Here is a 15,106-nt window from a genome sequence, read left to right on the forward strand (position 1 = left end):
TCTGTGTCTCATCCGTGTCAATCTGTGTCAAAAATTACCAGCTAACTCTCACTTGGTTGTGGTTTCGACTACGCTCAACCACCGGGGTTTTCAGCGCATCTGTGTCCCATCCGTGTTTATCTCCGTTCATCTGTGTCAAAATTGCCAGCTAACTCTCATTTGGTTGTGGTTTCGACTACGCTCAACCACCGGGCTTTTTTCAGTTTATCTGTGTCCCATCTGTGTTAAAAATTGCGAAACAGGTTTTTCGCATTACAGGAAAGTTGACAAAAAATTGTCGAAACGAGAGTAAAAACGGCTTTTGTGAACGTTTGCAAGGTGAGCCGCTTTGCGGCGTCAATAATTTTCCTTGCGCCTTGCACCGCGTGAACAAAAACGGCTTTTACGGTAGTGCAGACAATTTTTTACACTTGCAAGTTTATAATGTGGAAGCCGGGAGTTTAGTTATCCGTACCTTGTTACAACCTTTTTTTTTCTATAGAATAGCCGTTATGGCAGATGCAAAATCACAATTTAGGACACTTATCGCAGATGCGGTAAACGAAATCATAAAAGAAAAAAATCTTGAATCAGATGTTGTTTTGGCTGAAAAAATTGTAGTTCAGCCTTCCCCGAACCCGGAAATGGGTGACATTGGCTCACCGATGTTTATGTTCGCAAAAGCACTCAGAATCGCTCCTCCACAGATTGCGCAGGAGGTTGTTGCAAAAATCGGCGCGAATGCAAAAGATTTGGGCGAAGTGCTTGCTGTTGGTCCTTATGTAAACCTTAAGATGGACAAGGCTGGAGCCGTAAAATCAATTCTTTCAAAAATCGAGAATGAAGGTGAGAATTTCGGAACTCTTGATAATGACGGAAAGCCGCACTTGGCTGGAAGCAAAATCATGATTGAGTTCTCTTCTCCGAACACAAATAAGCCTCTCCACCTCGGTCACATGCGAAACGACGCTCTCGGAGAGTCAGTTTCACGAATTCTTAAAAAAGCGGGCGCAGAAGTTTGCAAGGTTGACCTTATCAACAACCGCGGAATTCACATTTGTAAGTCGATGCTCGCATACAAGCTCTTTCACGAGGCAAATGGCGACACTCCAGAAAAACTCGGCATGAAAGGCGACCACTTTGTAGGTCAGTGCTATGTTGAATTCGACCGCTACTTGAAAGGCGAAAAGGACAAGCCGGAAACGGCTCACCCGGAAGCTCAGGAAATGGCAGAAGAAATGCTCCGAAAATGGGAAGCTGGCGACGAAGAAACCCGAAAACTCTGGCAGACCATGAACGACTGGACTTTTAACGGCGTAAAAGAGACTTACGACCGCACTGGCGTTAGCTTTGATAAATTCTATTTTGAAAGCGAAACTTACCTTAAAGGAAAGGATGAGATTCAGAAAGGTCTTGAAAAGGGCGTGTTCTTTAAAGCTGAGGACGGTTCTGTCCGTGTTGATGTTACGGAGGCCGTTGGCAAAGGAAAAGACGGCGAAGACCACGAAAAAGTTTTGCTCCGAAAGGACGGAACTTCGGTTTACATCACACAGGATATTGGAACTGCAATCAGCCGCCACAACGACTGGGCTTTTAACGAACTTGTTTACGTTGTTGCAACAGAACAGAACTTCCACTTTAAGGTTCTCTTCTATATTCTTAAAAAACTCGGTTTTGACTGGTCAAACAAACTCTATCACCTCGCTTATGGCTTGGTAAATCTTCCGAACGGACGAATGAAGAGCCGTGAGGGTACGGTTGTTGACGCGGACGATTTGATTGACTCTCTGCATGCGGACGCTCTCAAAGCGATTAAAGAGCGCGGACGTGAGGAAGAAGTTGGAAACGCGGACGAGGTTGCTGAAAAAGTCGCTCTTGCCGCATTGCACTATTATCTTTTGCAGGTCAGCCCGATTAAGGACATGGTTTTCAATCCAGAGGAATCTTTGAGCTTTAACGGAAACACGGGACCTTACTTGCAGTACATGGGAGCCAGAATCGCTTCGATTTTGCGAAAGGCTAATGACGAAGGAACGAGTCCTGCAAGCCCTGAAAAGGCTGCAAGCCTTCTTAAAGCCGGTGAAGAATGGGATTTGGTAAAACGCTTGGGCGAATACCCGGAGACCGTGGCTCGTTCAGCGACTGCAAAAGACTCTTCTATTATGGCAAACTACATTTACGACATTGCAAAACTCTTTTCGAAGTTCTATCAGCAGTGCCCGATTATGACCGCTGAAACAAAGGAACTAAAAGAAGCCCGCTTAACACTCGCAAAGGCAACGCTCCGCGTCCTCAAAGAGGCTATGGGATTGGTTCTCGTGCCGTATTTGGACAGAATGTAAGGCTGCGTGGCAAGTTGACTTTGAGATAAAAAGTTGACTTTTGCACAGCCCGCGAGTTTTCCGAGTGAAAACTCGCAAAGAAGCTATAGCCGACTTTTTGATTAAAAATTGGCTTTTAGCGCAGCCTGTGAGTTTTCAAAGAAAAATTTGCGAAGGGGCTTTTGTTTATGAAATTTCTTGTATTATCTGATATCCACGGAAGTGCTTCCTGTTTGCAGAAGGCACTCGACTCATTTGAAAAAGATTGCGACGCGATTGTTATTTGCGGGGATTATTTGAATCACGGACCGCGGAATCCGTTGCCGGACGGATGGAACACAAAATCCACGGCGGAGATTTTGAATGCGCGCAAAGACAAAATAATTTGCGTGCGGGGAAACTGCGACAGCGAAGTTGACGAAATGATGCTCACTTTTCCTTGCTTGAACGCATATTCAAATATTTTTGTGGGAAAGCCTTCAAAAAACTCGGTGAACAGAATCTTCGTTCATCACGGGCATTTGTACACCCGTGAAAAACTCGTGGATTGGCTTCCAAAAAATACGCTGGTGATTTCTGGACACACTCACGTTTGCGTTCTTGAAAAATCAGACGGTTTGGTTTGGTTCAATTCAGGTTCTGTGTCGCTTCCAAAATGCGAGGAAGGAAAAACTTGCGGAGTCGTGGAAGCTGACGAAAACGGAGTGAGCAAGATTTCCCTCTATTCAATAGAAGGAAATCTCATAAAATCACTTTTGGTCTGATAAAATTTGGCAGTACAGTTAATCTTTCATGCCTAAAAGTTTTTTTGCCGTGCCGAAGGCTGTGTTTTCGTCCAAAACCGAACCTGCTTCCTGGAAAAACGGCAAAAAATCATCCACGATTGCCTTGTTTTTTTTGAATTCTTCTTCACTAGCTGAGCTGTAAATTGTGTTCAGAATTAGATATGTAAGCGGCGTGATGTTGAATTTGTCGGATTTCTCGGTCATTGAGCGTCTTGCTTTTTCGCCGAATTCAGATAGATACATTTTTAGCGAATTGTAAGACTTGAAGCTGATAAGCCTGTAAACGAGAGAGTTTGGAATTTCAGTAGAAATTGTTGAGCCGTCGCGGTAATTCAGGCCGAATTTTGCGCTTCCGATGATTTTGTCAACGTCCGAGCCTTTTTCAATAAGACTTTTGAGCGTTTTAGAATCGTCTGTTTCTGCCGCAAAAAGAAGTGCGTTTGAACCTGTTTTGCCTTCAATCTGCTTTACAAAGTCGTCCGGCGAAGAAGTTTTTTGAATCGAAAGCTCCACTATTTTTTCAAGTTCTTCGCAATTCTTTGAAAGTTCCAAATCTTTTCCGTAGTATGCGTTGAACATTATTTTTCCAAGACCTGATTTTTCGTATGTCCGTCTCATTTGATGGAAAATCTGCATGTACTTTTCATTTTGGCTTTCTTTTGAAAGTTGTGAGAAATCGAGTTTTGAGATGAACTGCGAACTTTGCACCTGAATCAAATCTTCTGTGAATTTCTTTGGGCCGGCTTTTACGGAGGCTTTTCGCTGAATCGCGTAATAAAGAATTGAAACTCCGTTTATTCGTTCGGAGTCAAAATTGATACCGTCGGCAAGCTGACTGAACTGTTCAAAATCCGCGTCGTCAATCGCTTTTTGAATCGGGTTTGCGGCAGTTCGTTTGTAGTCGTTGCTGGCGCGATCCCTGGCTTTGTTTTGGTCAAGGCACATGTTCGGTGCGAATTGCAGCCAGAATTGTTCTTTTGAATTAAAATTTGTTATGAATCGTTCGTTTGCGGACGCAAATACTTTTTTCTCAACGCCAAAATTCCAGAATTTCAGCGCGTTTTCTTTTTCTCCGATGTACATAAAGAACGCGAAGCCCTGCTGTAAAAAGGTCGGAAGGTATTCGGCGGCTTTGTCCGCGTGCGAGAGTGCTTGTGTGTAGTATTCTTTTGCCTTTAGACCGTTGTTCTGAGCCACTGAAACAAATCCGCGCAGCCACGGTTCAAAAAAATCTGCCTGTGCCGGGACTATTTCGCGAATCTGTGCAAAAAAAGGCTCAACGTCATGATTTTTGTAAACGTAATCCTGTGTGATTGAGTCATAAATGTAGATTATTGTCTGAGCTTTTGCCGAGTTCAGTTCTTGAGAAGTCTGTGTTTCGTTTTCCATATTCATGACGAAGATTATACTCCATTAGGCAAGAAAAACTCTAGCGAAAAACTTAGTTCACTTGATTGCTTTTTTGAAAAGTTTACGAAATGAAGGAAGTGAATTAGTATATGCAAAGAAAGACTCAATCAAGGTTACGGTCGGTCTTTACGCCAATGGTTAATTTAAAACCGCCTCTGTGGCAAGACGAGGCGGTTTTTTTATGCTCTCTTACTCCGCAGAAAGCAATTTTTTTGTGCGCTCCAGAGCTATATCAATGTTGTCGCACACGTTCTCTGCACCGATTTTTTCGATGAGCCCCATTTTTGTAAGAAGCTTTCGTGGCTGAACGTGAACTCCGCTCAAGACAAGAGTGATTTTTTGTCGCTTTAAGCCCGCAAGAGCCTGTTCCAACGCACGGATACCGCCGGCATCGAGATAATGAGTGTTTCTCATTCGCATAATCAGAACTTTTATCTCCGTACCGCTGATTCCTGCGCGTTCAAGAGCGATTTCGAATTTTCGGACTGTACCAAAAAAGAGCGGGCCTTCAATTTCGTAAACTACCGCACCTTTTGGAAGATTAAGTTTTTCTTCCGGCATGTCAATCGTGTTCATCGATGCGCCGATTCCATTTGAAATCTTGCCGTCAGAAGTCTCAACTTCGCTCACGTCAATCATTTTTTTGATGAAGAAGAATGCCGCAAAACCGAGTCCTACCTCAATGGCAACCGTCAAATCGACAAAAATCGTGATTAAAAAAGTGACTGTAAAAACACAAATGTCAGATTTTTGACCGTGCAAAAGTGCCTTGATTGCCGGGAAGCCGGCCATGTTCCATGCCACGTTTATAAGAACAGCCGCAAGTGCCGCCATTGGAATAAGCGAAGCGTACTTTCCCGCGAAAAGCAAAATTATAAGGAGCACGAGAGCATGAATGATTCCCGCGATTGGAGTTTTTCCGCCGTTTTTAATGTTCGTTGCCGTTCGTGCGATAGCTCCTGTTGCCGGAATTCCGCCAAAAAGTGGCGAAACGATGTTTGCGATTCCCTGGCCGATAAGCTCTGTGTTCGAGTCATGCTTGTCGCCCGTCATACCGTCCGCGACAGCTGCCGAAAGAAGCGACTCAATAGCTGCGAGAACTGCAATAGAAATAGCCGTTGGGAACAATTTGATGATTGTCTGCACACCAAAATCTGGCAAAGTTGGCTTTGGAAGCGAAGTTGGAATTTCGCCGATTGTTGTTGTTTCGTAGCCGTATTTTCGCAAAATCACGCTCAAAATCGTAGCGACGAGGATAACCAAAAGCGAGCCTGGAATCTTCTTGATGAATTTTCCCCAGACGAACAGGAATACGAGTGAAACTGCCGCCATTACAAAAGAATAAGTGTCGATTGTTGAGAAAAAGTGACCGAATGCAATCATCTTCGGCAAAAAGTCACCCGGCATTTTTGTGTATTCTTCGCCCAAAATCGTGAGTGGTGTGGAAAAATCTGTGGTGAGTCCGAAGAAGTTTCCGATTTGTCCGCCAGCGATTGTTACTGCGATTCCTGCAGTAAAGCCTGTCACGATTGTATACGGAATGAATTTTACAAGTCCGCCCATTTTGAATACGCCGAGCATAATCAAAAGGATTCCTGCCATTACCGTTGCCGTTGCGAGTCCCGAAAGCCCGAAGTTTGCCACAACGCCATAAACGATTACGGTGAACGCGCCTGTCGGTCCGCCAATCTGCACGGTGCTTCCGCCGAATGCCGAAATAAAAAATCCTGCGATTATGGCTGTAAAAATTCCTGCCGCCGCAGTTACGCCAGATGCGATTCCGAATGCGATTGCCAACGGAAGCGCAACGATGCCCACGATGATTCCAGCTATCAAATCGCTTACGAATTTGTCTGCGCTGTAAGTTTTGATGCTGTTGATGAGTTCTGGTTTGTACATAAAAACCCCAACTATTTTGAATGTAGAGATTTCTACATAATGCCCCTATTTGCGAAAAAACGCAACGGCTTTTAAATGCAAGAGTATGCTTCCGCGTATAAACTTGCGGGTGTAAAAAATTTGGTCTGCCGTTCGCTCGTCGCCTAAAAAATGATTGCCGAATCATTTTTTTTATCAATCTTTTTTTCGCTAGAATGCGTCTTTCAAAAAAAGCGAAGTAAATTCTAGAGGATTCTTTTGGAAAAATTCTATTTTGGGGTGTAAAATAGTTGTGTTATTTCTGATAAGTTTCGGAATCTATTTTTTGGATGCGTTTTTTTTGTAAAACTTGATATTGCAATAAAAAAGGAGATTGTAAAAATGAATATGACACGAAAAGCCGGGGTGCTTCTTCATCCTACTTCTTTGCCGGGAACGCCTGGAATCGGAACGTTTGGCAAGGCTGCTTATGATTTTATTGATTTTCTTTACGAAAGCGACATGAAAATTTGGCAGATTTTGCCGCTTGGGCCAACTGGCTATGGAGACAGCCCGTATCAGTCGTTTTCGACTTTTGCCCTGAATCCTCTGCTGATTGATTTAGAAAATCTTGTGGAACGTGGCTGGGCTTCTAAAAACGACGTTAAGACGCCGGAATACATTTCAAAGACCGGCAACGTAAATTTTGGTTCTGTTGTTTACTGGAAGACCGGTGCGCTCACAAAATGCGCCGAATATTTTTTTAACCGGCTTACAGACACAAAAGACGCAGAATTCTTTGAGACAAAGCGGGCTTTTTACCAATTCTACAATGAAAATGAATTCTGGCTAAAAGATTTTGTGGCTTACATGAGCATAAAGTCTTACTACGAGGCGAAAGCCGAAGACGAGCGAAAATCTGGTGCGAATGTGAATGCTTCGTGGAACGTTTACTGGGACGAAAAACTTGCCAAGCACGACGAGCAAGCTGTTGATTTTTGGGTGAACTCGCATCAGGATTGCGTTTTTTATGAAATCATTCAGTTCTTTGCATTTACTCAGTGGGACGAGATTCATAAATATGCTGAATCCAAGGAGATTGAAATTATAGGTGACGTGCCGATTTTTGTTTCTCCTGACTCAAGCGATGTTTGGGCGAATCAAAAATACTTTCTTCTGAACGAGAACGGCTCGCCAAAATGCGTTGCGGGTGTTCCGCCTGATTATTTTTCTGCTACGGGGCAGCTTTGGGGAAATCCTCTTTATGACTGGGATTCCTTAAAGGCTGACGGATATTCTTGGTGGGTTAGCCGCGTAAAAAATATGTTAAAACTCGTTGATTACGTTCGAATCGACCATTTTAGAGGATTTGAGTCTTATTGGGCTGTTCCTTTCGGTGCGCCTAACGCGATGGGCGGGGAGTGGAAAAAAGGTCCCGGAAAGGCTCTGTTCGACGCTATTAAAAATGCCATTTGCCCTAACGGAGAGGAACTTCCTCTAATCGCCGAGGATTTGGGCGTTATTACCGACGAAGTGGCTTCTCTTCGCGACGAGTGCGGCTTTCCTGGCATGAAAGTTTTGCAGTTCGCGTTCTCAAAGGACGAAGCTAATAACGGCTCGCTCGTAAATGCGTTCCTGCCGCACAATTTTGCGACTCCGAATTGCGTTGTTTACACGGGCACGCACGACAACGACACGACTCAGGGACTTTTGAATTCTCTTGATGACGAAACGCTCTCGGTAATCGCTTCGTACATAAAAGGCGAGTTTGTTTCAAAAGAGAATGCCGTAAAAATGCGAGATTCTGGAAAAATGTGCCACGAGCTTATAAAACTTGCTTTTGCGTCAACTGCAAAATTTGCCGTAATCCCGTTGCAGGATTTGTATGCTTTGGGCAGCGAGACCCGCATGAACATGCCTAGCACCAGCGGAACGAACTGGAGCTGGCGTGCGGACAAAAAATATATTTGTGGACCGAAAGCCGAAAAAGTTCAGGAATGGCTAAAAGAAATGGTTGTGTTCTACGCGCGCTAAAAAAAATTGTGGTGGCTGAGCTTGTCTAACTAGCGAAACCACCACATTTTTTTAATAGTGTTCATCACGGAAAGTGAGTTTTTGCATTGAAAATTTTAATTCGATGAATGTCGTTTTTTCTTCAATGCTCTGGTAAGCCATAAGTTCTGTTTTGTCGCGAGTAATATAAAGCTTATTGCTCCCAGTTATTTTTGGTCGCTCAAAATAAGTCTTTTCATCTTCTTTTGTATAAAAATCAAGCAAATATCTTTTTACGTCTTGCTTAAAATCCCGAAGGTTTTCTTCGTATTCAAATGATTCTTTGTTTATATAATTTCCAGTGAACAAGACTGTTGAATCGTCTTCCGAACCTGAAATTTCGGCTCTGAAAGTTTCTATTGAAAGCTGACCGTTTCTGCTTTCCGTATAGCTTCCGAGCCATGTTCCTACAATCCAATCATCATTAAAATCATCTATGGAGATTGCATTGGAATCATCCGAGCAAGATATTGTTAGTGTCAAAAAAAATATCCCAAGAAGCACAAGAAAAAAGTTGAGATTCTTTTTCATATGACCCCCTGTTAAAAATAGTCTTAAAATTTATTATAAAATATTTTAAGAACATTTCAATTTATTTTTCAATTTATTTTTTACAGTTAAAAAAAGCTAGAGTATTCCTTATATCGATTTTTTAAATTAAAATCAAGACTATGAAAAGAAAATTAATTTTTATTTCAGCTATTTTTTTCCTTGTGATTTCACGGACGATGGCTTCTCCTGCTGACGGCGGGGACGTGACTTTTTCGCCGGAGTGGCAAGATCACTCAGAGGTGTATTTGATCTGGGGAACAATGTCTGTTATTCCGCCGCTGGTGGGACTTTTTGGTGCGATTGGCGGAGCTTTGAGCGGAGCGGACGACGTTAGCGGCGGCATGAGCGGCGTTATAGGCTTTGGAGCTGACACCTATCTTTTTGACTGGCTTTTTGTTGGTTTTGGCGGAACTTTCGAGCATTTTTCTATGAGCTACGATGACAAAGAAGCGTATTCAATCAATTTTTGGACGGCTCAAGCTCCGTGCGGGCTTGCAGTGGCACATCAAAAAACTTTATATTTATCACTCTCTAAGCGGCGGCGTTGGATATTTTGCCGGCGCAAAGAATCAAAGTTTTTCTAGCAACATGGTTTACATGTTCAATCTGAATTATTTGGGATTCAAGTTCCCGGTTTATAACAATCTTCATGGTTTTTGTGAATTCAACATCGGTTCGGGGGCTTTTGCGTCGCTTGGGCTAAGCTACAAATTCTAAAATTTTGTGAGGTAATAGAGGCATTTTGATGAAAGAAAGGTTGAAGCTTTTATGGGATTTGTTTTCGGTTTTTTTTAAGATTGGAATCTGTACTTTTGGTGGCGGAATTGCGATGCTCCCGATTTTGCAGCGTGAACTTGCCGACAAACGTGGTTGGACCGACGAAAACGAACTTTTGGATTATTTTGCAATCGGGCAGAGCACTCCCGGAATTATTGCGGTTAATGTTGCGACGTTCATAGGATTTAAGAAAGCCGGTGTGGTCGGCGGGTGCGTCGCCACTTTTGGAATGGTTTTTCCGTCAATTATAATTATTACGCTGATTGCAATGTTCCTTTCAAATTTTGCGGATATTGTCTGGGTAAAAAAGGCGATGAGCGGAATCAACGTTGCGGTTGCGGCGATTCTTACAAGTGCTGTTTATAAGTTTGCAAAAAAATCCGTAAAAGGAATTTTTGGTCTCATCCTTCTTTTGGCATCTTTCGTCCTGATTTTTTTGTTCAATGTGAATACGATTTGGATTATCCTCGGAAGCGCGCTTTTGGGCGTTGTTATTGCTGCTTGCCGCGGAGATTTTAAAAAGTCCGCTGTCAAAAATCAAAATGAGACTTCGGAGGCAAAGTAAAAATGACTGATTTTTTGATTTCTGAAATTCAGAGTCAGAGTGCGATGGGGCTTTTGTGTCTCGTTGCGGTTTTCTTTTATGTTGGACTTATTACGATTGGCGGCGGTCAGGTCGGAATCACGATTATGCAGCAAACTCTGGTAGAAAATTTTCATCTTCTGGGAAATTCTGATTTTTACAATATGGTCGCTATTTCGGAGTCAACTCCGGGGCCAATCGGAATAAACGTTGCGACCTACATTGGCACTGAGCTTTACGGTGTTTTTGGCGGATTCGTTTCGACTTTGGGCGAAGTTCTTCCGTCTTTAATCTGCATAATGATTATCGCAAAATTTTTTGGAAAGTTCGCTGAAAAAAAAGGCGTAAAGGCGGCTTTTTCAACGCTTCGTCCCGCGGTTTCGGGCGTTATTGCCGTTGCGGCTGCAAAAATCATAATTCTCGCGCTTTTTGCGTTCCTTCCTGGATTTGATTTGTACACGCCTTCAACCTGGCACGAAACATTCTACATCAGCGGAACGAGTTTTATGTTCTATCTTTTGTGCCTGTTAGTGCTTTTTAAGACCAAACTTCATCCCGTTTTTATAGTCCTCGGCGGTGCGGTCTTCGGCGTGCTTTTCTTTTAGCGAAGTCTTTGAAAGCTTAATCTCAGATTGAAGTTGGGACTAAGCTTTTTTTGCGAACAATTGCAATATTTTTATCAAAACTCAACAGCGTCAAGGGAAAACTGTACGGAATCCGCGTTAATTGTTACGGAGATTATCTCTGAAAAGTTTCGGTATATCTTTCCTTCTTCGAGACCGTTTGTCTTTTTTGCCACAAGAGAGCCGTGCATAGAAGGAGTTTCTGCAGAGTCTGTGATTTTTACCCGATGCAAATTATCTGTCTTAATTTTAGATTTTTCTATTCCTAAACTTTCGGAATAGCTGTCTGTCTTTGGGGGGCCGAGATAAAAATAATCGTTAATTTTAAGAAAGAAAGATTCATACCAAGGTTCCACATATTCAATTGTATCAAGGGGAAAATCATCGATAATCGCAGTTTCGCCAGCTTTTACAACAGCAACAGAATCCTTTTTATTTGGAACAAAATTAAAGAAATCCTCCCATTCACCAGAGGCATTGGAACGGTTATTCAATCTAACTGCGGTTACTTTACAATCTGCACTAGACTTGTTTTCTATTGAAAAAGAAAAATTTCTTTTATACGAATATTCAATTTCTTCATAAGGTGCAGGACAAGAAATAAAGATAAACGAAAAGAACGATAAAAAAATAAAATAGCAACTTTCATAAGCGAAACAATCCTTTTGTAATTATGGTGGCTCAGAAAACAATATTTTTCCGAGTTCGCCATAATCTTGAACGTAAGTATTTTACCTGCTAGTACAATCTACAGACTGTTTTTATATCAGTTTCAGAAAGCTCTGTATTATACCTTGTAGTTGAAAAGCCTTCATTCATATAAGTTTTATTTGGTTTTACTTTGATATTCGAGTAAAGCATAATTGACTTAAAATCAAATTCACCTTCAAGTTTACTGTTTACTTTTTCCCAAAAACATGGATAATAACCTCTGATTTTACAGAATCCGATTCTGATTTTTTTTGATTCAAACCGAAAACCACTTATTTTTTTAGGTATTTTTTCATAATTAGACCCCGTTGACATATTTTCCAAAGATACAATATTTTTCAGCTCTTTTTTTAGTTTCTCATCATCAAGAACAAAAATAACGTTCTGTAATTATTTTATGTGCTTTTCCTACTAACTGCAACAATACGCAATAAGAATGTCAGTATCATGGGCTAGTTTATAATGCGGAATCACTGGTGACTTTTGTGTTCCACGGCTTTACAGTTTTTGTTTTTCATTTTAAACTCGAAGCTATGAGTACACATATCAATGCGCCAGAGGGCGCAATCGCACCAAACATTCTTTTGCCGGGCGACCCGCTTCGTGCAAAATTTATTGCCGAAACTTTTTTTGAGAATCCAAAATGCTACAACGAAGTTCGTGGAATGTACGGATTTACAGGAACGTACAAAGGTGTTCCGGTAAGCGTTCAGGGAACTGGAATGGGACAGCCTTCGCTTTCTATTTATGTTACCGAGCTTTTTAAATTCTACAACGTTCAGACTGCAATTCGCGTAGGAACTTGTGGAGCCGTAAACGCGGACACACAGCTTCGCGATACAATTATCGTAAATTCCGCTTGTTCTGATTCTTGCCTGTTGAACCAGCGTTTTGGAAACATGCATTATGCACCAACAGCAGACTTTAAGCTCGTAAAAACTGCCGACAGCATTGCCGAAAAAATGGGAATCCGCTATCAGGTTGGCTCGGTAGCTTCTTCTGATTTCTTCTATGACAAGAATGAAAACTGGAAAAAATGGGCTGAGTACGGAGTTCTCGGAATCGAGATGGAAAGTGCAGAACTTTTGACACTCGCTGCTGAGTACAAACGAAAGGCCATGGCGATTATGACTGTTTCTGACCACATTTTGCTTGGCGGACAGACGACTGCCGAAGAACGCCAGACGACGTTCACGAACATGATTAAACTTGCTTTGGACACAATCGTAGCTCAAAACAAGTAGAAGGGAACTTCGAAAAATTAAAACTTAAAAAAAACGGTTAGCTTAGACTATGCTCGGCAACCGTTTTTTTTCTAAAAGTCTTCAAGACTCTTTTGCTTTGAATAAATCGATTTTCCAAAATTCAAGACTTTTGAGATTCCGCAAACGACAATCATGTACGGAAGGTAGTTTGCTCCGAAACACTCAACTCCAATAAAAATCGGGGCAAAAAGCGTGTTTGTCGCACTTCCGAACGCCGCCGAAAATCCCAGAGCCGCAACGAAAACTGAATCAAGCCCAAAGAAAGGCGCGACTATTGCACCTAGGTTCGCTCCAATCGAAAAAATCGGGGTAAGTTCGCCTCCCATAAATCCTGCCGAAAGCGTAAAAATCGTGAAGAGCATTTTTAAAATCCAGTCGTACCAAAAGACTTCTTGATTGTTGAGAGCCGCAATTGTAAGATTCGTTCCGAATCCGCTGTATTTTCCGTCAAGCAGAATAAAAAATGCGCTTAAAATTACGCCCGCGCTTACAGCACGCACATAACGGTTTGGCGCAACGTGCGAAAGAAATTTCTTTGTGTATTTTAACCCTTCCGCAAACAGAGTTCCTGCAAATCCAAAAATGAATCCCAAAGCGATTAGCTTTAAAATCAGAATCTGGTCGATTCCGACGACAGGCAGATATTTTATGCTGAAATTCCTAAGCCCAAAGTAGTGAGCTATAAAATACGACGTGAACGAGGCTATTACCGCAGGAAAAAGTGATTTGTACTTCATTTCCCCTGCGACAAGAACTTCTATCGCAAAAAAGCAGGCCGCGAACGGAGTTTGGAACAAGCCCGCAAAACCTGCCGCCATACCGATTATTATAAAAGTGTCTCTGCAATTTTCGAGTTTTAGCCTTGCTCCAAGTTGGTCTGTAATAGACGCGCCAATCTGAACCGCAACGCCTTCTCGCCCGGCGCTTCCGCCGCAAAGGTGGGTAAGCCAGCTGCCAATCATCATAAGCGGGGCGAGTCGTAACGGAATCGAATTTTTGTCCTCTGCCGCATCAAAAACAAGCCCCATGCCTTTTCGGCATTTACCGTTCAGCCCGAATTTTTCGAACATAAAAACTATCACAAGTCCTGCAATCGCAAGAAAAGGCATAAAATAAAGCGGATTTGCCGTCCTGAATTCTGTTACAAGCTCCAGTCCTTTGCCAAAAAACACTTCCGCAAGTGAGACGATTGCTCCCAAAGGTAACGCCAGAATTGAGAGAAGAATCATCGAGCGGTATGATTTTACGCCAGTTACGACGTGGCTAAAAAAAACGGTGATAAAGCTTTTGTACGATTTTGGCAAAATTTGCTCCTATTTGGTTTCGTCTTTCCAGGCACGGGTCAAAACTGGAACTGTGATTCCGCCGAGCGCATTGCCGAGGACTGTTACGATTGTAAGAAGCGCGTTGTCAACGGAGAAGCATTTAAATGAGTCGAGACCAACTTTGAGTGTTGAAACGAACGGTTCCTGCGTTTCCGGCGAGAGAAGCTGGAAACCGAACGAAGCTCCGTTGTAGAAAGAATTTGCAATTGAGTGGTCGAATCCTGAGAAAATAAAAGTCGGCACAAATAGAAAACAACCGATTTTGATTCCTTTTTTCCAAGTGTCAACTGCAAGGAACATCAAAAGTCCGCAGAACGCGCCTGAAATAAAAGTTTTTAAAAGCGGATTTGAAAGTTTTGGAACGTAAACGTTGAACGATTCAGCACCGATTTTTGGGTAAGTGTAAGCAATCACAATTCCGAGCACGAATGTTGAAAGCAAATTGAACGTTACGATTAAGAGCACGAGACGAATATATTTGAGGTCCGTGAATTTGTAGCCGATGTAGCCGACTTTTCCGGTGTAAAGGTTGAATCCGTAAACGCAGATTGTGAACAAACCTGCAGAAAAGAGAATTGCTCCGAGCCAGGTGAGTCCCATGGTGCGGCAAGCCATGTAGACTGAGCCGCCAACTGTAATCATTAGTCCCGAAAGAATTGAAAGTTTGATGTCTTTAAGCATGATATTTCCTTCATTAACAAAAAAAATTGAATAAATTTTCGTTGCAGATTCTATCGTTTTTTACTATTTTTTACTAGCACGGTCTGAAAAATGAAAAATGAAACTGGAAAATTGAATGTCAATCGGTGGTTGAGCATGGTCGAAACCGCAACTTGACACAGATGAACAGAGATAAACTCAGATGG

General features: G+C 42.3%; 13 protein-coding genes. 7 read left to right on the plus strand and 6 right to left on the minus strand.

All coding sequences use genetic code 11. The features are described 5' to 3' along the window. Positions 1-491 precede the first annotated feature (491 nt). Both argS and yfcE read left to right on the plus strand, forming a co-directional pair. Positions 492-2,321 carry an arginine--tRNA ligase gene (gene argS / locus JI65_RS02985; protein WP_191013896.1) on the plus strand — a complete coding sequence of 610 codons (1,830 nt, stop codon included), beginning with the start codon at positions 492-494 and terminating at the stop codon, positions 2,319-2,321. Positions 2,322-2,488: 167 nt separating this feature from the next. Beyond that, complete coding sequence (yfcE, locus tag JI65_RS02990; protein WP_191013897.1) at positions 2,489-3,064, plus strand: phosphodiesterase; 576 nt, start codon at positions 2,489-2,491, stop codon at positions 3,062-3,064. 18 nt (positions 3,065-3,082) lie between these two features. Here the strand turns inward: yfcE and JI65_RS02995 are convergent, their stop codons facing one another. Together JI65_RS02995 and JI65_RS03000 are read right to left on the minus strand one after the other, a co-directional pair. Next, positions 3,083-4,480 (minus strand): hypothetical protein, encoded by a 1,398-nt coding sequence (locus JI65_RS02995; protein ID WP_191013898.1) that lies wholly within the window; start codon positions 4,478-4,480, stop codon positions 3,083-3,085. Positions 4,481-4,684: 204 nt separating this feature from the next. Continuing rightward, a complete protein-coding gene (locus JI65_RS03000; RefSeq protein ID WP_191013899.1) occupies positions 4,685-6,394 on the minus strand; it encodes a SulP family inorganic anion transporter in 1,710 nt (569 codons plus the stop codon). 339 nt (positions 6,395-6,733) lie between these two features. On the opposite strand from JI65_RS03000, the gene malQ reads away from it, so the two are divergent. Further along, complete coding sequence (gene malQ, locus JI65_RS03005) at positions 6,734-8,386, plus strand: 4-alpha-glucanotransferase (RefSeq protein WP_422822272.1); 1,653 nt, start codon at positions 6,734-6,736, stop codon at positions 8,384-8,386. Between the two features lie 51 nt (positions 8,387-8,437). Here malQ and JI65_RS03010 read toward each other — a convergent pair whose 3' ends face one another. Further along, the gene (locus JI65_RS03010; RefSeq protein ID WP_191013901.1) at positions 8,438-8,887 is read right to left on the minus strand and encodes a hypothetical protein; all 450 of its coding nucleotides are present in this window, start codon (positions 8,885-8,887) and stop codon (positions 8,438-8,440) included. A gap of 188 nt (positions 8,888-9,075) precedes the next feature. On the opposite strand from JI65_RS03010, the gene JI65_RS03015 reads away from it, so the two are divergent. The 3 genes from JI65_RS03015 to JI65_RS03025 all read left to right on the plus strand — a co-directional run bounded on the left by JI65_RS03015 (position 9,076) and on the right by JI65_RS03025 (position 10,921). Beyond that, a complete protein-coding gene (locus JI65_RS03015; protein WP_191013902.1) occupies positions 9,076-9,540 on the plus strand; it encodes a hypothetical protein in 465 nt (154 codons plus the stop codon). Positions 9,541-9,695: 155 nt separating this feature from the next. Continuing rightward, on the plus strand, positions 9,696-10,298 hold the full coding sequence (locus tag JI65_RS03020; RefSeq protein ID WP_422822273.1) for a chromate transporter: 603 nt from the start codon (positions 9,696-9,698) through the stop codon (positions 10,296-10,298). Positions 10,299-10,300: 2 nt separating this feature from the next. Continuing rightward, positions 10,301-10,921: a chromate transporter gene (locus JI65_RS03025; RefSeq protein ID WP_340138425.1), complete on the plus strand. Its 621-nt coding sequence runs from the start codon at positions 10,301-10,303 to the stop codon at positions 10,919-10,921. Positions 10,922-10,995: 74 nt separating this feature from the next. Here the strand turns inward: JI65_RS03025 and JI65_RS03030 are convergent, their stop codons facing one another. Beyond that, entirely contained in the window at positions 10,996-11,433 is a 438-nt protein-coding gene (locus JI65_RS03030) for a hypothetical protein (RefSeq protein ID WP_191013904.1), read from the minus strand. 750 nt (positions 11,434-12,183) lie between these two features. Here JI65_RS03030 and deoD point away from each other — a divergent pair. Further along, positions 12,184-12,894 carry a purine-nucleoside phosphorylase gene (gene deoD, locus JI65_RS03035; RefSeq protein WP_191013905.1) on the plus strand — a complete coding sequence of 237 codons (711 nt, stop codon included), beginning with the start codon at positions 12,184-12,186 and terminating at the stop codon, positions 12,892-12,894. Between the two features lie 71 nt (positions 12,895-12,965). Here the strand turns inward: deoD and JI65_RS03040 are convergent, their stop codons facing one another. Together JI65_RS03040 and JI65_RS03045 are read right to left on the minus strand one after the other, a co-directional pair. Continuing rightward, positions 12,966-14,219, minus strand: a complete 1,254-nt coding sequence (locus JI65_RS03040; protein ID WP_197971894.1) for a chloride channel protein — start codon at positions 14,217-14,219, stop codon at positions 12,966-12,968. Between the two features lie 9 nt (positions 14,220-14,228). After that, entirely contained in the window at positions 14,229-14,921 is a 693-nt protein-coding gene (locus JI65_RS03045; RefSeq protein ID WP_191013906.1) for a formate/nitrite transporter family protein, read from the minus strand. Between the last annotated feature and the right edge of the window lie 185 nt (positions 14,922-15,106).

The organism is Treponema zioleckii (genome assembly GCF_014737315.1).
GTDB lineage: Bacteria > Spirochaetota > Spirochaetia > Treponematales > Treponemataceae > Treponema_D > Treponema_D zioleckii.

What these genes read in the sequence shown, in the direction of transcription:
- argS (WP_191013896.1), top strand. Translation starts at nt 492, where the DNA reads ATGGCAGATGCAAAATCACAATTTAGGACACTTATCGCAGATGCGGTA.
- yfcE (WP_191013897.1), top strand. Translation starts at nt 2,489, where the DNA reads ATGAAATTTCTTGTATTATCTGATATCCACGGAAGTGCTTCCTGTTTG.
- JI65_RS02995 (WP_191013898.1), bottom strand. Translation starts at nt 4,480, where the DNA reads ATGAATATGGAAAACGAAACACAGACTTCTCAAGAACTGAACTCGGCA.
- JI65_RS03000 (WP_191013899.1), bottom strand. Translation starts at nt 6,394, where the DNA reads ATGTACAAACCAGAACTCATCAACAGCATCAAAACTTACAGCGCAGAC.
- JI65_RS03015 (WP_191013902.1), top strand. Translation starts at nt 9,076, where the DNA reads ATGAAAAGAAAATTAATTTTTATTTCAGCTATTTTTTTCCTTGTGATT.
- JI65_RS03025 (WP_340138425.1), top strand. Translation starts at nt 10,301, where the DNA reads ATGACTGATTTTTTGATTTCTGAAATTCAGAGTCAGAGTGCGATGGGG.
- deoD (WP_191013905.1), top strand. Translation starts at nt 12,184, where the DNA reads ATGAGTACACATATCAATGCGCCAGAGGGCGCAATCGCACCAAACATT.
- JI65_RS03045 (WP_191013906.1), bottom strand. Translation starts at nt 14,921, where the DNA reads ATGCTTAAAGACATCAAACTTTCAATTCTTTCGGGACTAATGATTACA.